The organism is Mycobacterium sp. E3305 (assembly GCF_001666785.1).
GTDB lineage: Bacteria > Actinomycetota > Actinomycetes > Mycobacteriales > Mycobacteriaceae > Mycobacterium.
In genome coordinates this window covers 37,405-57,620 of sequence record NZ_LZJA01000210.1, presented here as the reverse complement: position 1 = coordinate 57,620, position 20,216 = coordinate 37,405, and the positions used below count along the sequence as shown (strand labels likewise).

18 protein-coding genes and 1 tRNA gene are annotated in these 20,216 nt (G+C 69.7%); 13 read left to right on the top strand and 6 right to left on the bottom strand.

Features of this window, described 5'->3' with window-relative positions; genetic code table 11:
• Positions 1-1,554: maltotransferase domain-containing protein (locus A5701_RS20235; protein WP_067757864.1), on the bottom strand; the 1,554-nt coding region annotated here is incomplete at its 3' end.
• A gap of 347 nt (positions 1,555-1,901) precedes the next feature.
• Here A5701_RS20235 and glgP point away from each other — a divergent pair.
• Positions 1,902-4,547, top strand: coding sequence for an alpha-glucan family phosphorylase (gene glgP, locus A5701_RS20230; protein ID WP_067757861.1), 2,646 nt, complete (start codon positions 1,902-1,904; stop codon positions 4,545-4,547).
• A 2-nt stretch (positions 4,548-4,549) separates the two neighbouring features.
• Here glgP and A5701_RS20225 read toward each other — a convergent pair whose 3' ends face one another.
• Together A5701_RS20225 and A5701_RS20220 are read right to left on the bottom strand one after the other, a co-directional pair.
• The gene (locus tag A5701_RS20225) at positions 4,550-6,559 is read right to left on the bottom strand and encodes an ATP-dependent DNA helicase (protein WP_067757858.1); all 2,010 of its coding nucleotides are present in this window, start codon (positions 6,557-6,559) and stop codon (positions 4,550-4,552) included.
• Between the two features lie 18 nt (positions 6,560-6,577).
• Entirely contained in the window at positions 6,578-7,891 is a 1,314-nt protein-coding gene (locus tag A5701_RS20220) for a nicotinate phosphoribosyltransferase (protein ID WP_067757855.1), read from the bottom strand.
• Positions 7,892-7,958: 67 nt separating this feature from the next.
• Between A5701_RS20220 and clpS the strand changes: the two genes are divergently transcribed.
• The 8 genes from clpS (at position 7,959) to rdgB (ending at position 13,929) form a co-directional block, all read left to right on the top strand.
• A complete protein-coding gene (gene clpS, locus A5701_RS20215; RefSeq protein WP_067757852.1) occupies positions 7,959-8,264 on the top strand; it encodes an ATP-dependent Clp protease adapter ClpS in 306 nt (101 codons plus the stop codon).
• Positions 8,265-8,289: 25 nt separating this feature from the next.
• Positions 8,290-8,871, top strand: a complete 582-nt coding sequence (locus tag A5701_RS20210) for a DUF2017 domain-containing protein (protein WP_067757849.1) — start codon at positions 8,290-8,292, stop codon at positions 8,869-8,871.
• Positions 8,868-9,929: a P1 family peptidase gene (locus A5701_RS20205; protein WP_067757845.1), complete on the top strand. Its 1,062-nt coding sequence runs from the start codon at positions 8,868-8,870 to the stop codon at positions 9,927-9,929. Before A5701_RS20210 ends, A5701_RS20205 begins: the two co-directional genes overlap by 4 nt.
• 35 nt (positions 9,930-9,964) lie before the next feature.
• On the top strand, positions 9,965-10,645 hold the full coding sequence (locus A5701_RS20200; RefSeq protein ID WP_082954776.1) for a rhomboid family intramembrane serine protease: 681 nt from the start codon (positions 9,965-9,967) through the stop codon (positions 10,643-10,645).
• The gene (murI, locus tag A5701_RS20195) at positions 10,642-11,457 is read left to right on the top strand and encodes a glutamate racemase (protein WP_067281152.1); all 816 of its coding nucleotides are present in this window, start codon (positions 10,642-10,644) and stop codon (positions 11,455-11,457) included. The genes A5701_RS20200 and murI overlap by 4 nt, the downstream gene beginning before the upstream one ends.
• Positions 11,458-11,692: 235 nt before the next feature.
• Positions 11,693-12,475 (top strand): cyclic nucleotide-degrading phosphodiesterase, encoded by a 783-nt coding sequence (locus A5701_RS20190; RefSeq protein ID WP_067757840.1) that lies wholly within the window; start codon positions 11,693-11,695, stop codon positions 12,473-12,475.
• A 24-nt stretch (positions 12,476-12,499) separates the two neighbouring features.
• Positions 12,500-13,279, top strand: a complete 780-nt coding sequence (gene rph / locus A5701_RS20185) for a ribonuclease PH (protein ID WP_067757838.1) — start codon at positions 12,500-12,502, stop codon at positions 13,277-13,279.
• Positions 13,280-13,323: 44 nt separating this feature from the next.
• Complete coding sequence (gene rdgB / locus A5701_RS20180) at positions 13,324-13,929, top strand: RdgB/HAM1 family non-canonical purine NTP pyrophosphatase (protein WP_067757836.1); 606 nt, start codon at positions 13,324-13,326, stop codon at positions 13,927-13,929.
• Between the two features lie 55 nt (positions 13,930-13,984).
• On the opposite strand, the gene A5701_RS20175 is transcribed toward rdgB, so the two are convergent.
• On the bottom strand, positions 13,985-14,335 hold the full coding sequence (locus tag A5701_RS20175) for a DUF3817 domain-containing protein (RefSeq protein WP_067757833.1): 351 nt from the start codon (positions 14,333-14,335) through the stop codon (positions 13,985-13,987).
• Positions 14,332-14,712: a hypothetical protein gene (locus A5701_RS20170; protein ID WP_067757831.1), complete on the bottom strand. Its 381-nt coding sequence runs from the start codon at positions 14,710-14,712 to the stop codon at positions 14,332-14,334. The genes A5701_RS20175 and A5701_RS20170 overlap by 4 nt, the downstream gene beginning before the upstream one ends.
• A gap of 97 nt (positions 14,713-14,809) precedes the next feature.
• On the opposite strand from A5701_RS20170, the gene A5701_RS20165 reads away from it, so the two are divergent.
• Together A5701_RS20165 and A5701_RS20160 are read left to right on the top strand one after the other, a co-directional pair.
• Positions 14,810-14,896: transfer RNA gene (locus A5701_RS20165), tRNA-Leu, on the top strand.
• Positions 14,897-14,939: 43 nt separating this feature from the next.
• Complete coding sequence (locus A5701_RS20160; protein ID WP_197499069.1) at positions 14,940-15,278, top strand: hypothetical protein; 339 nt, start codon at positions 14,940-14,942, stop codon at positions 15,276-15,278.
• On the opposite strand, the gene A5701_RS20155 is transcribed toward A5701_RS20160, so the two are convergent.
• Positions 15,275-15,700, bottom strand: a complete 426-nt coding sequence (locus A5701_RS20155) for a thiol-disulfide oxidoreductase DCC family protein (RefSeq protein ID WP_067757829.1) — start codon at positions 15,698-15,700, stop codon at positions 15,275-15,277. The two genes, A5701_RS20160 and A5701_RS20155, sit on opposite strands and share 4 nt — an antisense overlap.
• Positions 15,701-15,856: 156 nt before the next feature.
• Between A5701_RS20155 and A5701_RS20150 the strand changes: the two genes are divergently transcribed.
• Both A5701_RS20150 and A5701_RS20145 read left to right on the top strand, forming a co-directional pair.
• On the top strand, positions 15,857-18,442 hold the full coding sequence (locus tag A5701_RS20150; protein WP_067757826.1) for an ABC transporter ATP-binding protein/permease: 2,586 nt from the start codon (positions 15,857-15,859) through the stop codon (positions 18,440-18,442).
• On the top strand, positions 18,439-20,175 hold the full coding sequence (locus tag A5701_RS20145; protein WP_067757823.1) for an ABC transporter ATP-binding protein: 1,737 nt from the start codon (positions 18,439-18,441) through the stop codon (positions 20,173-20,175). The genes A5701_RS20150 and A5701_RS20145 overlap by 4 nt, the downstream gene beginning before the upstream one ends.
• The last annotated feature ends 41 nt before the right edge of the window (positions 20,176-20,216 follow it).

Below are 20,216 nucleotides of genomic sequence, written 5' to 3'. Positions count from 1 at the left end.
CACCGCGCGGATCGCGAACATGCCGGGGCCGTTGTGCTGCAGGCTCGCATGCAGGATGTCGGGTGTGTTGACGAACAGGTTCGGCCGCCGGAAGTCCGCCGCGGCGGCGATCGCTTCGCCGAACTCGGTGAGCTCCTGCTTGGATGTGCGCCACGTGAAGTAGCTGTAGGACTGGGTGAATCCGAGCTTGGCCAGACCGTACTGGCGGGCCGGCGGCGTGAACGCCTCCGAGAGGAAGAGCACGTCGGGGTCGATGCCCTTCGCCTGGGCGATCAGCCACGCCCAGAAGTTCGGCGGCTTCGTGTGCGGATTGTCCACCCGAAAGAACTTGACGCCGTGGTCCATCCAGTGCCGCACGACACGCAGCACCTCGTCGTAGAGGCCCGCCGGGTCGTTGTCGAAGTTCAGTGGATAAATGTCCTGATACTTCTTCGGCGGGTTTTCCGCGTAGGCGATCGTGCCGTCGGGCAATTCGGTGAACCACTCGCGGTGGTCGCGCGCCCAGGGGTGGTCCGGCGCGCACTGCAGCGCCAGGTCCAACGCCACCTCCATGCCGAGTTCGCGCGCCGCGGCGACGAAGGCGTCGAAGTCCTCGAGGGTGCCCAGTTGCGGATGGATGGCGTCGTGGCCGCCCTCGTCACTGCCGATCGCCCACGGCGAACCCACATCTGAAGGGGCGGCGGTCGGAGAGTTGTTGCGCCCCTTGCGATGTACCTTGCCGATGGGGTGGATCGGCGGCAGGTAAACGACGTCGAACCCCATCGCCGCGATCCGCGGAAGCTGGGCGGCCGCCGTGGCGAACGTGCCGTGTACGGGCTTGCCGTCGGCGTCCCAAGCGCCGGTCGAGCGGGGGAACATCTCGTACCAGGAACCGAAGCGGGCCATCGGCCGGTCCACCCACACTCCGTACTGCTCGCCGCGGGTGACGAGATCGCGCAAGGGGTACTCGGCCAGGATCTCGTCGATTTCGGGCGCCAGGGCCAACGCGGTCCGGGTGACGGGGTCACCGGGAGCGCGCAATGCCGCCGCGGCCGCCAGCAGCGGCTCACGCTTCGTGCGCGGTACCCCCGTGGCCGCGCGCTCGAACAGCCCGGCCCCGACCAGGAGGTCGTTGGACAGTTCCGTCTCGCCCTGGCCGGCCTCGAGCTTCGCGACCAGGCTATGCCGCCAGGAGTGGATCGGGTCGCCCCAGCCGTCCACGCGGAAGGTCCACAGGCCGACCCGGTCGGGCATGAATTGCCCGTGGAAGACGTACGGCTCGAGGCCCAACGTCATCGGCAGCAGCAGCGGCTTGACTCGTTGCTGGTCCACAATGCCGTCGACTTCGGGCGCGGCCTTGACGGGGGCTTGAACCGCTTTGATTCGGCGCGTTTCGGTTACTTGCGGATAGCGCGGCCCCAGGTAGCGCACGACCAGCGTCGCGGCGACGGCCTCGTGGCCCTCCCGCCACACCGCCGCGCTGACCGGGACGATCTCACCGACCACGGCCTTGGCGGGGTACGCGCCGCATGAGACGACGGGTTGGACGTTATCGATCTCGACACGACCAGGCACAACACTCCGTTCCGATTTGCCCGTTCCTCCCCGGCCCGATCTCTCGGGCCGCGGAGTCGCCGGCAGAGTTCCGACTAGCCGACTTCATCTCGGTCCGCTTCCTCGGACTCGGACCGCGTCGTCGTCGGCTGGTTCCGATTGTGTGCGGGCAAACCGCGTGTGCTTCGTCGCGGAATGCCTCTCGTCTGGCGAAATTTCCTGTCGTGGGGAACTTCCTCTGCGGGGAAGCGCCGTTGCGGCCCCAATAACTAACCGATACCCACCCTAGTGTCCGGTCACACCCCCGGCGGGAAAAGCCGTCTACCGCCCACGTGCGCGGCGCGAAATCCTCAGTAAGGTAAGGATGCGTGAAAGCCCTCCGCCGCTTTACCGTCCGTGCTCACCTCCCCGAACGGCTGGCCGCGCTGGACCAGTTGTCGACCAACTTGCGATGGTCGTGGGACAAGCCGACCCAGGAGCTGTTCGCGACCGTGGACACGGACCTGTGGGAGCGGTGCGGGTCTGACCCAGTGGCGTTGCTGGGCGCGGTGAATCCGGCACGGCTCGACGAGCTGGCGCTGGACGAAAACTTCCTCGGCCGGCTCGACGAGCTGGCCGCCGACCTGAACGATTACCTGTCCCGGCCGCTGTGGTACCAGCAGCGACAAGCCGACGGCGTGGCGATGCCGACGGCCATCGCCTATTTCTCGATGGAGTTCGGCGTCGCGGAGGTGCTGCCGAACTACTCGGGCGGTCTGGGCATCCTCGCCGGGGACCACCTGAAGTCGGCCTCCGACTTGGGGGTGCCGCTGGTGGCGGTCGGCCTGTACTACCGGTCGGGGTATTTCCGCCAGTCGCTGACCGCGGACGGCTGGCAGAACGAGACCTACCCGTCGCTCGATCCGCAGGGGTTGCCGTTGCGGCTCCTCACCGATTCCACCGGGGATCCCGTCCTGGTCGAGCTGACGCTTCCCGACTCCGCCCAGCTGCACGCGCGGATCTGGGTCGCGCAGGTGGGGCGGGTTCCGCTGCTCCTTCTGGACTCCGACGTCCCCGAGAACGAGCACGACCTGCGCGGCATCACCGACCGGCTCTACGGCGGCGACCAGGAACATCGGATGCGCCAGGAGCTGCTGGCCGGCATCGGGGGCGTGCGGGCGATCCGCGCGTTCACCGCCATCGAAGGCCTGCCGGCGCCCGAGGTGTTCCACATGAACGAGGGGCACGCCGGGTTCCTGGGCGCCGAACGCATCCGCGAGTTGATGACCGATGCCGGACTCGACTTCGACACCGCGCTGGCCGTCGTGCGGTCCAGCACGGTGTTCACCACCCACACCCCGGTTCCCGCGGGCATCGACCGGTTCCCGATCGACATGGTGCGGCTCTACTTCGACGGGCATGTCGAGGAGGACCCCGGGAAGAAGACCGAGAAAGCCGGTGGCAAGAACGCCCCCGCGTTGTTGCCGGGCGTGCCGACTGCCCGCATCCTCGCGCTCGGCGCCGAGGACGACCCGACCAAATTCAACATGGCGCACATGGGTTTGCGGCTGGCGCAACGGGCCAACGGCGTCTCGTTGCTGCACGGTGAGGTCAGCCGCGCCATGTTCAACGAGCTGTGGCCCGGGTTCGACTCGGACGAGGTGCCGATCGGGTCCATCACCAACGGGGTACACGCGCGCACCTGGGCGGCGCCGCAATGGCTGCAGTTGGGGCGTGAGCTGGCCGGTTCCGATTCGTTCGGTGATCCGGGCGTCTGGCTGCGGCTGAATCAGGTTGATGCGGGCCACCTCTGGTGGATCCGCTCGCAATTGCGGTCGTTGCTGGTCGAGGACGTCCGGCGGCGGCTGCGCAAGTCCTGGCTCGAACGTGGCGCATCGGACGCCGAATTGGGTTGGATTGCAACGGCATTCGACCCCGATGTGCTCACCATCGGGTTCGCCCGACGGGTGCCGACCTACAAGCGGCTGACGCTGATGCTGCGCGATCCGGAGCGGCTCGAACGCCTGCTGCTCGACGAGGACCGGCCCATCCAGCTCATCGTCGCCGGTAAGTCGCACCCCGCCGACGATGGCGGCAAGGCGTTGATCCAACAGGTGGTTCGCTTCGCCGACCGCCCGGAGGTGCGCCACCGCATCGCGTTCCTGCCCGACTACGACATGTCCATGGCCCGGCACTTGTACTGGGGATGCGACGTCTGGCTGAACAACCCGCTGCGGCCGCTGGAGGCGTGCGGCACGTCCGGGATGAAGAGCGCGCTCAACGGCGGCCTGAACCTGTCCATCCGCGATGGCTGGTGGGACGAATGCTACGACGGCGAAAACGGTTGGGAGATACCGTCCGCCGACGGTGTGGCCGACGAGGCCCGCCGCGACGACCTGGAGGCCAGCGCGCTCTACGACCTGCTCGAGCAGGCCGTCGCGCCCAAGTTCTACGAGCGCGACGAGCACGGGGTGCCACCACGGTGGATCGAGATGGTGCGGCACACGTTGCAGACGCTCGGCCCCAAGGTACTGGCCTCGCGCATGGTGCGCGACTACGTCGAGCGGTATTACACGCACGCGGCGCAGTCGCTGCGCAGGACCGTCGGGCCCGCCGAGGACGGCGAGGACGGCGGTGAGTTCGGCGCCGCGCGCGAGGTGGCCGGTTACCGGCGGCGCGCCGAAGAGGCGTGGCCGAAGATCACCATCACCGATGTCGACAGCACCGGGCTGCCGGACACGCCGGTGCTCGGCGCCAAGCTGACGCTGACCGCCACCGTGGCCCTGGACGGCCTCGCGCCCGACGAGGTCACCGTTCAAGGGGTGGTGGGCAGGGTGGACGCCAGCGACGCGCTGCTGGATCCGGTCACGGTCGAGATGTCGTACACCGGGACCGCCGAAGGCGGCAACCAGGTGTTCTCGACGACGCTGTCGCTACCGCTGGCGGGGGCGGTCGGGTACACGGTCCGCGTGCTGCCCCACCACCCGATGCTCGCTTCCAGCGCCGAACTCGGCCTGGTCACCCTGGCCCGCTGAGCTCAGGCGGGCTGGCTTTCCGAGGTGGTGCGCAGCCGCTCCAGCGCGGCGCGGACCTGGGCCGGGTCGGTGGTCTGCCAGAACGGCGGCAGCGAGGCGCACAGGTAGCCGCCGTAGCCGGCGGTGACCATCCGCGAGTCCAGCACTGCGACCACTCCGCGGTCAGTGACGCGCCGCAAGAGCCGTCCCGAGCCCTGGGCCAGCAGCAGCGCGGCGTGGCTGGCGGCGACGGCCATGAAGCCGTTGCCGCCGCGCGCGGCCACCGCGCGCTGCCGCGCCCCCAGTAGCGGGTCGTCCGGCCGGGGAAAGGGGATGCGATCGATGAGCACCAGCGAGAGCGACGGACCCGGCACGTCGACGCCCTGCCACAGCGACAGGGTGCCGAACAGCGACGTCTGCGGGTCGGCGCTGAACTGCTCGACCAGCGCCGAGGTGCTGTCGTCGCCCTGACAGAGCACCGGCGTCGACAACCGCTGGCGCATGGCCTCCGCGGCGGCCCGCGCGGCGCGCATCGACGAGAACAATCCCAGGGTCCGCCCACCCGCCGCGGTGATCAGCTCCTCGATCTCGGTCAGCTGTTCGGCGGAACCCGTGCCGTCGCGGCCCGGTGGCGGCAGGTGGGCGGCGACGTAAAGGATCCCCGCCTTGGCGTGGTGGAACGGCGAGCCGACGTCGATGCCGCGCCAGCGCGCGTCCCCGGTGTCCGCGGCGGTCAGCCCCCACGCCGCCGCCATGGCGTCGAACGACCCGCCGATGGCCAGGGTCGCCGACGTCAACACTGTGGTGGAACGGGAGAACACCCGGTCGCGCAGCAGGCCGGCGACCGACAGCGGGGCCACCCGCAACACCGGGCGCGTGGCGCCCCTGTTGTCCTCGTGATCCAGCCACACCACGTCGGTGCGATCGGGGATCGCCGGGGCGAAGGACGTGAGGACGCGCGAGGCGGTGTCGGAGATCTCGCTCAGCGCCGCCACCGCTTCGGCGCGGGCCGCGGCGGCTTTCGCGTCGCTCGTGCCATCGATCGCCGAGCGTGCCGCGCCGGCCGCGTCGCGCAGCGTGGTCAGGTAGGTGGCCAGCTCGTCGTCGAGGCGGTCGATGCGGCCCGGTGTGGCCTCGTGGATCGCCGCGGCGAAGTTGGCCGTCGCCGCCTCCAGGCGTTGTGTGAGTTCTGGATTCACCAGCCGGGCGATTCGGCGCGCCGCGACACCCAGGGCGGCCGGCGTCAGCTCGGCGGTTGCCACCGAGGTCACCCGGTCGACCAGCTCGTGGGCCTCGTCCACCACCAGCAACTCGTGCTCGGGCAGCACGGCCGATTCGGCGACGGCGTCGATGGCAAGCAGCGCGTGGTTGGTCACCACGATGTCGGCGGCGCCGGCCCGGCCGCGCGCCCGCTCGGAGAAGCACTCGGCGCCGAACGGGCAGCGTGCCACGCCCAGGCATTCGCGCGCCGAAACGCTGACCTGGGACCAGGATCGTTCTGGCACACCGGGTTTCAGGTCGTCGCGGTCGCCGGAGTCCGTGGTCGACGCCCAGGCGGTGAGGCGTTGGACGTCGCGGCCCAGGGCGGTGGCCGCCATGGGATCGAAGAGCTCCTCCTGCGGCCGGTCGCCGGTGTCATCCTCGGCCTCGGCGCCGCCGTTGTGAATCTTGTTCAGGCACAGATAATTTCGGCGACCCTTGAGCAGCGCGAATTGCGGGCGGCGGGGGAGCGCATCGGCGAGCGAATCGATGAGCCTGGGCAGATCGCGATCGACGAGCTGGCGCTGCAGCGCGATGGTCGCCGTGGACACGACGACGGGCGAGTCGTCGTCGATGGCACGGACGATCGCCGGCACCAGGTAGGCCAGCGACTTTCCGGTGCCGGTGCCGGCCTGCACGACCAGATGCTCACCGGTGGCGAACGCCCGCGTGACGGCGTCGGCCATCTCGAGCTGGCCGCTGCGCTCACTGCCGCCGAGCGCGGCCACGGCGAGGGCCAGCAACTCGGGCACGGACACTTCGGACGTGGCTATCCTCTTTGCTCTTCGGTGCTACGGGCGGGCGGCGGGGATCTGCGTCGTCGGGATCGCGGGCTCGCCCTGCGACAGATTCAAACCCTCCCACGGCAGACTGCGCAGCCCGGAAGCTACCAGCTCGCGCGCCGCGGCCACATTCGGTTTGGCCACCACGTCGCCGCCGCGCACCAGCGGGACCGTCAACGCCCGATACGGTTCGGTGACCGAGGGCGGGCGGCCGGCGGGATACACCACTTCTTCGGTGACGGTGCCCGACGAGCGGGTCAGGCGCAGCGCCTCCTTGCGACCGCCACGGGATTCCTTGTGGCTGCTGCGCTTCTGCACCGGCATGCCGTCCACTTCGACCAGCTTGTAGACCATGTTCGCCGTCGGTGCGCCCGAACCCGTCACGAGCGACGTGCCGACGCCGTAGCTGTCGACCGGTTCGGCACCCAACGCGGCGATGGAGAACTCGTCGAGGTCGCCGGAGACCACGATCCGGGTCCCGGTGGCGCCCAGCCGGTCGAGCTGGTCGCGGACCTGGCGGGTCAGCACGCCCAGCTCGCCGGAGTCGATGCGCACCGCCCCGAGCGCCTCCCCGGCGGCGGCCACGGCGTTGGCCACGCCGGCGGTCACGTCATAGGTGTCCACCAGCAGGGTGGTGCCGACGCCCAGCGCGTCGACCTGAGCGCGGAACGCGGCCAGTTCGGTCACCTCGGCGGGTTCGCCGCTCGCGTGCAGCATCGTGAACGCGTGCGCGGAGGTGCCCTCCGCGGGGATGCCGTATCGGCGCTGGGCCTCGAGGTTGGAGGACGCGGCGAAGCCGGCGATGTAGGCGGCGCGCGCCGCGGCGACCGCGGCGTGCTCGTGGGTTCGCCGTGAACCCATCTCGATCAGCGGGCGGTCCCTGGCCGCGCTGACCATCCGCGCCGCCGCCGACGCGACCGCCGTGTCGTGATTGAAGATCGACAGCGCCAATGTCTCCAGCACGACGCACTCGGCGAACGTGCCGGTCACCGACAACACGGGCGAACCGGGGAAGTACAGCTCGCCTTCGGCGTAGCCGTCGATGTCACCCCCGAAACGGAAATCCCGCAAGTAGCGCAACGTATCCGGATCGAGGAATTGGCCCAGCAACTGGCACGCCTCGTCGCCAAAGCCGAATTGGGGCAACGCCTCGAGCAGCCGCCCCGTGCCGCACACCACGCCGTAACGGCGGCCGTCGGGCAGCCGGCGTGCGAACAGTTCGAAGGTCGTCGCGCGGTCGGCGGTGCCGTCTCGCAGCGCCGCCGCCAGCATCGTCAACTCGTACTTGTCGGTTAGCAGCCCAGTTACGACCGGGTCATTCATTCCATAACGGTATCGGCTGCCGTCGGGGGCTCGGAAACCTCACGTCACCCTCGGTATCGTGTAGGCCATGGTTGTAATGTCAGCGCCCGCTAAGCCGGGCACTACAGGACAACGTGAGTCCGCCCCGTTAGACGTCACGGCGAGTCCGTGGGTCACGATCGTGTGGGATGACCCGGTCAATCTGATGACCTACGTGACGTATGTGTTCCAGAAGTTGTTCGGCTATAGCGAGCCGCACGCCACCAAGCTCATGTTGCAGGTACACAACGAGGGCAGGGCGGTGGTGTCGGCCGGTAGCCGGGAATCCATGGAAGTCGACGTCTCCAAGCTGCATGCCGCCGGGTTGTGGGCGACGCTGCAGCAGGACCGGTAATCGGCGAGGGCCCCGGCGATTACCTGTGCGCAAATGGAAGCGCGTCGAGACCGCGGACGGTCCCAGTTTTCGGTCCGCGCTGGCGGCTCACGAAGCCGCCCTGCTGAAGAACCTGGCAACGGCCATGGTCGGGTTGCTCGACGAGCGTGAGTCCTCCACTCCCGCAGACGAACTCGAGGAGATCACCGGCATCAAGACGGGAAACAGCGAACCGCCGAAGGATCCGACCCTGCGCCGGCTGCTGCCCGATTTCTTCCATCCGGACGACGCTGATCCGTCCGGCCCCGACGCCGCGGAGAGCCTGAACGCCGCGCTGCGCAGCCTGCACGAGCCCGAGATCATCGACGCCAAACGTCTTGCCGCGCAGCGGTTGTTGGATACGGTTCCCGATGGCGGCGGCCGGTTCAACCTGAGCGAGGAGGACGCGAACGCCTGGGTCGCGGCGGTCAACGACATCCGGCTGACGTTGGGGGTCATGCTCGAGGTCGGGCCGCAAGGACCGGAGCGCCTGCCCGCCGACCACCCGCTGGCCGTGCACTTCGACGTCTACCAGTGGCTGACCGTCCTGCAGGAATACCTCGTTCTGGTGCTCATGGGGCCCCGATGAGCCCCGATGGCGGCCGGACGGACGCCATCACCGACGTCGGGGGCATCCGCGTCGGGCACCACCAACGACTCGACCCCGACGCGACCATGGGCGCCGGATGGGCCTCCGGCGTCACCGTGGTGCTGACACCGCCGGGGACCGTGGGCGCGGTCGATTGCCGCGGCGGTGCGCCCGGCACGCGGGAGACCGACCTGCTCGATCCCGCCAACACCGTCCGGTACGTCGACGCGGTCTTGCTCGCCGGCGGCAGTGCCTACGGTTTGGCGGCCGCCGACGGCGTCATGCGCTGGCTGGAGGAGCGCGAGCGCGGCGTGGCGATGGGCGGCGGTGTGGTGCCCATCGTGCCCGGCGCGGTGATATTCGATCTGCCGGTCGGCGGCTGGGACTGTCGCCCGACGCCGGAGTTCGGCTACCTGGCCTGCGAAGCCGCCGACGTTGCGGGGGCGCCGGCCGTCGGGAGCGTCGGCGCGGGCGTCGGGGCGCGGGCCGGGGTGCTCAAGGGCGGCGTCGGGACCGCCTCGACGGCGCTGCCGTGCGGGGTGACCGTCGGCGCGGTGGTCGTGGTGAACTCCGCCGGCGACGTCGCCGACCGGGCTACCGGCCTGCCGTGGATGGCGGACTTGGTAAGGGAGTTCGGGCTGCGGCCACCGCCGGCGGAGCAGATCGACGCCTTCGCGCAGTTGCCCACCGCGGCGAGCCCGCTGCAGAACCCGCTCAACACCGTCATCGGGGTGGTGGCGACCGACGCGGCGCTCAGCCCGGCCGCGTGTCGCCGCGTCGCCGTCGCCGCCCAGGACGGACTGGCCCGCGCCATCCGCCCGGCACACACCCCGTATGACGGCGACACGGTCTTCGCGCTGGCGACCGGGGCGGTCGAGGTGCCGCCGACGGCAGACTCGCCCGCCTCGTTTTCGCCGGAGATGCGGCTGGCCGCGGAGGTGGGTGCCGCGGCGGCCGACTGCGTGGCGCGGGCGGTGCTGGCCGGCGTTTTCGCGGCGGATTCGGTGGCGGGGATACCGACCTACCGGGGCGTGTTGTCGGGTGCGTTCGCCCCATGACGGACTCGCGCCGTCGGCGCCGGTAACCTGCAGCTATGGGTAAGACGACCCCGAAGGGACGTCCCGGCACACCGGCGGGCCAGGCGAAGCGGCCCACGTGGATGGTGGGCGGGGCCACGATCCTGACCTTCGTCGCGCTGCTCTACCTCATCGAGCTCATCGATCAGCTGACTCGGCATTCCCTGGACGAAAACGGCATCAGGCCGCTCGAGGCCGACGGGCTGTGGGGGATCGTCTTCGCCCCGGTCCTGCACGCCAACTGGCAGCATCTGATGGCCAACACGATCCCGCTTCTGGTGCTGGGCTTCCTGATGACGCTGGCCGGGCTGAGCCGGTTCGTCTGGGCCACGGCGATCGTGTGGATCCTCGGCGGTTTCGGCACCTGGCTGATCGGCAACGTGGGCAGCTCCTGCGGGCCGACCGATCACATCGGGGCCTCCGGCCTGATCTTCGGCTGGCTGGCCTTTTTGCTCGTGTTCGGGATCTTCGTGCGCAGGTTCGCCGACATCGCGATCGGATTGGTGGTGCTGTTCGCGTACGGCGGCGTGCTGCTGGGCGCCATGCCGGTGCTGGGCAGGTGTGGGGGCGTGTCGTGGCAGGGTCACCTCTGCGGCGCCATCGCCGGTGTCATCGCCGCGTATTGGTTGTCCGCACCGGAACGCAAGGCCCGCGCGAAGAGGAAAGCCGGCGCCATGACGCCGCGCCCCCAGACATGAGCTCGCCGTTGGCGCCCGTCGGGATCTTCGATTCCGGCGTCGGGGGACTGACCGTCGCGCGGGCCATCATCGACCAATTGCCCGACGAGGACATCGTCTACGTCGGCGACACCGGCCACGGGCCGTACGGTCCGCTCACCATTCCCGAGGTCCGCGCGCACGCGCTGGCGATCGGCGACGACCTGGTGGGCCGCGGCGTCAAGGCGTTGGTGATCGCCTGCAACACGGCGTCGGCGGCGTGCCTGCGGGACGCCCGCGAGCGCTACGACGTGCCGGTCGTCGAGGTGATCCTGCCGGCGGTGCGCCGCGCGGTCGCCACGACGCGCAACGGTCGCATCGGTGTCATCGGCACACGGGCGACCATCAACTCGCACGCCTACCAGGACGCGTTCGCCGCCGCCCGCGACACCGAGATCACCGCGGTGGCCTGTCCGCGCTTCGTCGACTTCGTCGAGCGCGGTGTCACCAGTGGCCGCCAGGTGCTCGGGCTGGCGGAGGGCTATCTGGAGCCGTTGCAGCGCGCCCAGGTCGACACCCTGGTGCTCGGCTGCACGCATTACCCGCTGCTGTCCGGGTTGATCCAGCTGGCGATGGGCGAGCACGTGACGCTGGTGTCCAGCGCCGAGGAAACCGCCAAGGAGGTGCTGCGGGTGCTCACCGAGCGCGACCTGCTGCGCCCGCATGACGCGCCACCCGCGACCCGGGTCTTCGAAGCCACCGGCGACCCCGAGGCCTTCACCAAGTTGGCGGCCCGGTTCCTGGGTCCCGCGGTCACCGGTGTGCAACCCGTTCACCACGTGCGGATCGACTAATGCAGTTGATGGCGACCCACTTCGCCCGGCTTCGCCGCGCTCGTGATCGCCATGTGCGGTTGATGGCGACCCACTTCGCCCGGCTTCGCCGCGCTCGTGATCGCCATGTGCGATTGTTGGCGACCCACTTAGCCCGGCTTCGCCGCGCTCGTGATCGCCATGTGCGGATGACGAGATTCTCATCACATGAATGCGGCGATGTTTTCGTCACGGTCGCATCGGGCATGGCACAGTAGTGTCCGTGCGAATAACCGTGCTCGGCTGCTCGGGCAGCGTGGTGGGGCCGGATTCGCCCGCGTCGGGATATCTGCTCCGGGCACCGGACACTCCGCCGATGGTCATCGACTTCGGCGGCGGTGTATTGGGCGCGCTGCAGCGCTACGCCGATCCCGCCTCCGTGCACGTGCTCCTGTCACACCTACACGCCGACCACTGCCTCGATCTGCCCGGCCTGTTCGTATGGCGGCGCTACCACCCGTCCCGCCCCGGCGGCAAGGCGTTGTTGTACGGCCCCGGTGACACCTGGTCTCGACTGGGCGCCGCCTCGTCACCGTATGGTGGCGAAATCGACGACTGCTCAGACATTTTCGACGTTCGGCACTGGGTCGACGGCGAACCGGTGACCTTCGGGTCGCTCACGGTGACGCCGCGGGTGGTGGCCCACCCGACGGAGTCCTACGGCATGAGGATCACCGATTCCACAGGCGCTTCGTTCGTCTACAGCGGCGACACCGGCGTGTGTGACCAGTTGGTCGAGTTGGCTCGCGACGCCGACGTCTTCCTCTGCGAAGCCTCCTGGACGCACTCGCCGGACCGGCCGCCCGCCCTGCACCTGTCGGGCACCGAGGCGGGCAGGACCGCGGCGCAGGCCGGCGTTCGCGAGCTGTTGCTCACCCACATCCCGCCGTGGACGTCGCGTGAGGACGTGATCAGCGAGGCCAAGGCCGAGTTCGACGGCCCCGTCCACGCGGTGGTGTGCGGCGAAACGTTCGACATCCGCCGCTCTGAAAGGGTCTGAGCGCCCCGCGTTAGGGTTGGCGTCGTGACCAGAAGAGAAGACGGCCGCCTCGACGACGAGCTTCGACCCGTAGTCATCACCCGCGGATTCACCGACCACCCGGCTGGGTCGGTGCTGATCGAATTCGGCCACACCAAGGTCATGTGCACCGCCAGCGTCACCGAGGGGGTGCCGCGCTGGCGCAAGGGGTCGGGTCTGGGGTGGCTGACCGCGGAGTACGCGATGCTGCCGTCGGCCACCCACACGCGCTCCGACCGCGAAGCCGTGAAGGGGCGCCTGTCCGGGCGCACCCAGGAGATCAGCCGGCTGGTCGGGCGCTCGCTGCGGGCCTGCATCGACCTGGCGGCGTTGGGGGAGAACACCATCGCCGTCGACTGCGACGTGCTGCAGGCCGACGGCGGCACCCGCACCGCCGCCATCACGGGCGCCTTCGTCGCGCTGGCCGACGCCGTGACCTACCTTGCCGCGGCCGGCAAGCTCTCCGACCCCCGGCCGCTGTCGTGCGCCATCGCGGCGGTCAGCGTCGGGGTGGTCGACGGCCGGATCCGGGTGGACCTGCCCTACGAGGAAGATGCGCGGGCCGAGGTCGACATGAACGTCGTCGCCACCGACACCGGAACCCTCGTGGAGGTGCAGGGGACCGGCGAGGGGGCGACGTTCCCGCGCTCGACGTTGGACAAGCTGCTCGACGTGGCGCTGGCTGCCTGTGACAAGCTGTTCGCCGCCCAGCGCGAGGCGCTGGCCCTGCCGTACCCGGGCGAGCTCCCCGAGGGGGCTCCGCCGCCGAAGGCGTTCGGCAGCTGACCGGGTCAGATGGTGCTGACCCGCGGCGCCCGGCTTCGCCACGGTTGCGATCATCGCGGCTGCTGGTCGCCAGCCGCAACCGCAAAAAGCTCGCCGAACTGCGCCGGGTGCTCGACGCGGCCGGGCTGACGGGGTTGACGTTGGTGTCTTTGGACGACGTGCCCGCCTTCGCGGAGGCGCCCGAGACGGGCGCCACTTTTGAGGACAACGCGTTGGCCAAGGCTCGCGATGCGTTCGCCGCGACGGGCTTACCCGCGGTGGCCGACGACTCCGGTCTGGAGGTGGCCGCGTTGAACGGGATGCCCGGCGTGCTCTCGGCGCGCTGGTCGGGTAACCACGGCGACGACGCCGCCAACACCGGGCTGCTGCTGGCGCAGTTGAGCGACGTGCCCGACGACCGGCGCGGCGCGGCCTTCGTCTCCGCCTGCGCCCTGGCCGGGCCGTCCGGGGAGGTCGTCGTCCGCGGCGAGTGGTCCGGGACCATCGCGCGGGAACCGCGGGGCGGCGGCGGTTTCGGCTATGACCCGGTTTTCCTTCCGGCCGGGTCCGACCGCACCGCGGCGGAGCTCAGTCCCGAGGAGAAGGACGCGGTCTCGCATCGCGGCCGCGCGCTGGCGTTGCTGGTGCCGGCGCTGCGCGAGTTGGCCTAGGCGTCCGCCCGCATCGTGTGTCGCGCGGTCGAGCGGCTTCCGTCGCGGATGAGGTCTACAAGTCGAAGCGGGCCTTCACGTCCCTGGTCTGGACTTGCTCGACGATGATCCCCAGCAGCGGGATGGTGCCGGCAAGGAGGACACCGATCGTCTTGGGTATTGGCCAGCGGACCTTGACGGCCAGATTGAAGGCGGTCAGGACATAGATGAAGTACACCCAACCGTGCACCACTTCGATCCAGCGGATCTCGTGGTGCAGGACAAGGTGCGAGACGATCTCGTAGCACAGTGCGATCAGCCAGAGCCCCGTCGCCCACGCCATGACCCGGTAGCCGAGCAACGCGCTGCGGATCTTCTCCACGGGGAATGCCGACGCCTGAGGTCCAGGTGTCTCCGGTGTGGTCATGCGGTGGTCCTGTTCTGCTTTTGGGTGTCTTGTTTGGCAAGCTCGGCCAGGTAGGCGTTGTACTCCGCCAGCGCGGGATCGTCGGACGGCTGTTGCATCGGCTTGGGGCGTTCGGGCAGCAAGCCGGAGGGTATCTCGGTGAGTTCGGTATCGCGCCGAGGCTCGGGCGGCATCTCTTCGTAGCGCACGTATTTGCGGTATGCGTACACGCAGAACCAGGCGAACAACGGCCACTGCAGCGCATAGCCGAGGTTCTGGAACGTGCCGGAGACCGACTGGAACCTGGTCCATTGCCACCAGCCCAGCGCCAGGCAACCACACGCCGCGACGATCACCAAGGCGATCAGGGCGGGCCTGCGACGACGCGTAGTGGACACCCCTTGACGGTACCGCTCACGACTTGGCTCCGACGAATACGTCGAGGCGCGCCACCACCGGGCCGGTCCCCGCACTGAGCGGTACGATCGGCACGCTGCGGGCGTGGTGGAATTGGCAGACACCCCGGCTTTAGGTGCCGGTGCTCGAAAGAGCGTGGGGGTTCGAGTCCCTCCGCCCGCACCATCTGTTCGCCTTCGGCGGGCGTTAAACCCTCCCTGCGGGGTACGTGCAATGCACGGGACACCAGGGAGACGCCATGGCCATCGGAAACGACGAAACAGTTACCGCCAAAGATGTCGAGCGAGCCGAACGACGGGCCGCGGAAGCGCGGGAACGCGCCGCGCATGCCGGGCTCTCGGCCGCTCGCAGCTTGGAGGAATCGGCCCTGCAGCACGAACGAATCGCGCGGGTCCAAGACCGCAGCGTCGAACAACGCGTGTCTGACGTGGGTGCACACCAGAAATCGGCGGTTCACCATCGCGAGTTCGCGGCCGAGGACCGCAAGCTGGCCGAGCTGAAAAGGAGTGAGTCCGAGGCCGACCTGGCCCTCGACGCGGACTACTAGGCCTGCAGAAAGCGGGCACGAACCTCCGGCGGCGGCAGCGGACACGTGTCGTATTTGCCGAAGATGCGATAGCGGACGTCCGCGATCCGGTCGTAGAGCCAGTCGCGCAGGGGAGCCGGGATGATGCGGGCGGCCCCGAGCAGCTTCCACGGACCGCCAAGGTAATCCACCACGCGCAGGGCGGCCGCGGACCGGACGGCGACGCGTTCTCCCGGCTGTTCGGGTTCGTCGACGAACACCACCGAGTCCACGTCTTTGACGGCCGGGTGCCGGGCAAAGACCTCCTGGGCGAAATCGCTGTCCAGGGGCGCGAAGCGCAGCGTGCCGTGGGGATCGAACCGAAGTATCGTCCGCACCGCTGAGTTGCAGACGCCGCAGACCCCGTCGTAGAGCAACACCGGCGGAACCGATTCACCGCTCACACGTCCAGGCTACCGATCGACCCCCGGCAGCCCGAGTTTGACCTTTGGTAAGGCAACCCTTAGTTTGTGGCGGTAACGTATTCAGCGGAGGTTCCGTCCGGCCGGCCGCTCCTGAAGTCCGTCGCGAAGCCTCAGCGCCGCGGGAAAGGACCGCCGATGGCACGCGGGTTCCAGGGCGTGATGTTGCGCAGCTTCGGCGCTCGCGACCACACCGCGACGGTGCTCGAAACCGTCCAGATTGCACCGCATTTCGTGCGGGTGCGGATGGCGTCGCCGACACTGTTCGAGGACGTGGATGCCGAACCCGCCGCGTGGCTGCGGTTCTGGTTTCCCGACCCCGACGGATCCAACACCGAGTTCCAGCGCGCCTACACCATCTCCGAGGCCGACGCCCCGAACGGCCGATTCGCGGTCGACGTCGTGCTGCACGAGCCCGCAGGCCCGGCGTCGAAGTGGGCGCGCACCGTGGAACCCGGCGCGACGATCGCCGTCATGGCGCTGATGGGCTCGTCGCGCTTCGACGTGCCACCCGAGCAGCCGGCCGGCTACCTGCTGATCGGTGACTCGGCGTCGATCCCCGGCATGAACGGGATCATCGGAGTCGTCCCCAATGAAGTGCCGATCGAGATGTATCTCGAGCAACACGACGACCATGACGTCCTGATCCCGATCGCGCCGCACCCCCGTCTGAGAGTGCACTGGGTGGCCCGCCGCGACGAGAAGTCCCTTGCGGCGGCGATCCATAACCGCGACTGGTCCAACTGGTACGCGTGGGCCACACCCGAGGCCACGGTCCTCAAGCACGTCCGCACGCGACTGCGCGACGACTTCGGTTTTCCCAAGTCGGAGATTCACGCCCAGGCCTACTGGAGCGCCGGCCGGGCGATGGGCATCCAGCGCGGCGACGAGCCCGCATCCGTGAATGAGCCCGCACACGAGCAGGTTTCGCCGCCAGGACCGACCTCGCAGACGCCCGCCCCCGCAGCGCGCGGCCACTGGCGCGCTCAGGGGGCCGGCCGGTTGCTCGCGCCGTTGCGCTCGGCGCTGATTCTTTCCGGGGTGCTGCAGGCCGTCATCACCATGGTGCAGCTGGCGCCGTTCGTCCTGCTGGTCGAGCTGGCCCGCCTGCTGGTCACCGGGGCGCCCGCATCCCGACTCTGGAACGTCGGGATCGCGGCCGTTGCGCTGCTGGGAACGGGCGCCGTCCTCGGCGCGGCGCTCACGCTGTGGCTGCACGTCGTCGACGCCCGGTTCGCCGCCGACCTGCGGTCGCGGTTGTTGCGCAAGCTATCCCGATTGCCACTGGGCTGGTTCACCACGCGTGGATCGGGCTCGATCAAGCAGCTGCTGCAGGACGACACGCTGTCGCTGCACTATCTGGTCACCCACGCCATCCCGGACGCGGTCGCGGCGATCATCGCACCGGTGGCCGTGCTGGTCTACCTCTTCGCCGTCGACTGGCGGGTGGCGCTCGTGCTGTTCCTGCCCGTGCTGGTGTACCTGGTGTTGACGTCGTCGCTCACGATTCAGTCGGGCCCGCGCATTCCGCAATCGCAGCGCTGGGCCGAGAAGATGAGCGGCGAGGCCGGCGCCTACCTGGAGGGCCAGCCGGTGATCCGCGTCTTCGGCGGCGCGGCCGCCTCCAGTTTCCGCCGCCGCCTGGACGAATACGTCGAATTCCTGGTCTCCTGGCAGCGGCCGCTCGCCGGCAAGAAGACGCTGATGGACCTGGTCACCCGGCCCTCCACCTTCTTGTGGCTCATCGTGCTCACGGGCACCCTGCTCACCGTCACCGGGCGGATGGATCCGGTGAATCTCGTGCCGTTCCTGTTGCTGGGCACCACATTCGGGGCACGCCTGCTGGGTATCGCGTACGGAGTGGGCGGCATCAGCGCCGGCATGCTGGCCGCCCGGCGCCTGCAGAACACACTCGACGAGCCCGAACTCGCCGTGCGGCCGCAAGACGGGTCCGGGGATCCGTCGGCGACGGTGGTGTTCGACGACGTCAGCTTCGGCTATCGCCCGGGCGTCCCGGTGATCCGCGACGTGTCGCTGACGCTGCGGCCCGGCACCGTCACCGCCCTCGTCGGCCCGTCCGGGTCCGGCAAGTCCACGCTGGCCGCCCTGCTGGCCCGGTTCCACGACGTCGAAGAGGGCGCGATACGCGTTGGGGGGCAAGACATCCGGTCGATGACCGCCGATGAGCTCTACGCGAAGGTCGGCTTCGTCCTGCAGGAGACGCAGCTGGTGCACGGCACCGTCGCCGAGAACATCGCGCTGGCCGTCCCGGATGCCGCCGCGGCGCAGATTCAGGAGGCGGCGCGCCAGGCCCAGATCCACGACCGCATCATGCGATTGCCTGACCGCTACGACACGGTGCTCGGCGCGGGAACGGGGTTGTCGGGCGGGGAACGGCAGCGGTTGACGATCGCGCGGGCAATCCTGGCGGACACCCCGGTCCTGATCCTCGACGAGGCCACCGCGTTCGCCGACCCCGAATCGGAATACCTTGTGCAGCAAGCGCTTAACCGGCTGACCCGGCATCGCACCGTCCTGGTGATCGCCCATCGGCTGCACACGGTCACCGGAGCCGACCAGATCGTCGTGCTCGACCACGGCCGGATCGCCGAAGGCGGCACGCACGACGAGTTGCTGGCCGCCGACGGCCGATACCGGCGGCTGTGGGAAGGCGGCCGGCGTGACCCGGTTGCCGCCACCACCGCTCGGGAGGGGACGCGATGATCCGCACCTGGTTGGGGCTGGTGCCCGCGGATCGCCGGGCCGGGCTCATCGCCTACGCCGCGCTCGCGTTGCTGTCCGTAGTGGTGCGGGCGGCGGCCACCGTGCTGCTGGTGCCGTTGGTGGGCGCCCTGTTCGACAACCCGCACCGCGCGCTCGGGTGGCTCGCCTGGCTCACGGCCGCCACCGTCGTCGGATGGGTGATCGACACCGCGACCGCGCGCATCGGCTTCGATCTCGGGTTCGCCGTCCTCGACCACAGCCAGCACGACGTCGCGGACCGGCTGCCCGGCGTGCGGCTGGACTGGTTCACCGCCGAGCACACCGCGACGGCGCGCCAGGCCATCGCCGCCACCGGGCCGGAACTGGTCGGCCTGGTCGTCAACCTGCTGACGCCGCTGATCTCCGCCATCCTGCTGCCCGCCGCCATCGCGGTCGCCCTACTCCCGATCTCGTGGCAGCTCGGCGCGGCCGCACTCGGCGGCGTGCCGCTGCTCTTGGGTGCGCTGTGGGCCTCAGCGCGACTGACGCGGCGCGCCGACGCCGCAGCCGACGAGGCCAACGGCGGGCTCACCGAGCGGATCATCGAATTCGCCCGCACCCAGCAGGCGCTGCGGGCCGCACGGCGGGTCGAACCGGCGCGCAGCCTGGTCGGCGACGCGCTCGCCGCGCAACACGGGGCGACCATGCGCTTGCTGTCCATGCAGGTCCCGGGTCAGCTGCTGTTCAGCCTGGCCAGCCAGCTGTCGCTCATCCTGCTGGCGGGGGCGACCGCGGCGCTGACGGTTGACAGGACCCTCTCGATGCCCGAGGCCATCGCCTTGATCGTCGTCATCGTGCGCTACCTCGAACCGTTCACCACGATCAGCGAATTGGCGCCGGCCCTGGAGAGCACCCGCGCGACGCTCGACCGCATCCGGTCGGTGCTCACGGCGCCACTGATGAGCTCCGGGCCCGCCACGCTGCCCGTCACCGCGGCGGCGCCCCGCATCGAGTTCGACGACGTCGAGTTCCGGTATGGCGATGCGACCGCGCCGGTGCTCGACGGGGTGAGCTTCACCCTGGCGCCGGGCAGCACGACGGCGATCGTCGGCCCGTCCGGATCGGGGAAGAGCACCATCCTGGCGCTGATCGCTGGACTGCACGAACCGACCCGCGGCCGGGTCCTGATCGACGGCGTCGACGCGGCGACGCTGGACGCCGAGACCCGCCGGGCGGCGAGCAGCGTCGTGTTCCAGCATCCCTACCTGTTCCACGGGTCGATCCGGGACAACGTGTCCGCCGGCGACCCCGGCGCCGGCGATGACCGCTTCAAGCGGGCCGTGACCCTCGCCCGCGTCGACGAACTCATCGGCCGGTTGCCCGAGGGCGCCGACACGATCGTCGGCGAAGCCGGCTCGGCGCTGTCCGGGGGCGAACGCCAGCGGGTCAGCATCGCGAGGGCGCTGCTCAAGCCGGCCCCGATATTGCTGGTCGACGAGGCGACCAGCGCTTTGGACACCGAGAACGAGGCCGCGGTGGTCGACGCGCTGACACTCGATCCGCGGGCGCGCACCCAGGTGATCGTCGCGCACCGGCTGGCCAGCATCAGTCACGCCGACCGTGTCCTGTTCCTGGACGACGGTCGAGTGGTCGAGGACGGAACTGTCGGCGAATTGCTCGCGGCGGGTGGACGTTTCGACGAGTTCTGGCGCCAGCAGCACGAGGCCGCCGAATGGCGCATTCTCGCCGACTAATGTGAAGCAGTTGACCGCAACTCTTGCGGTATGCCTTACAG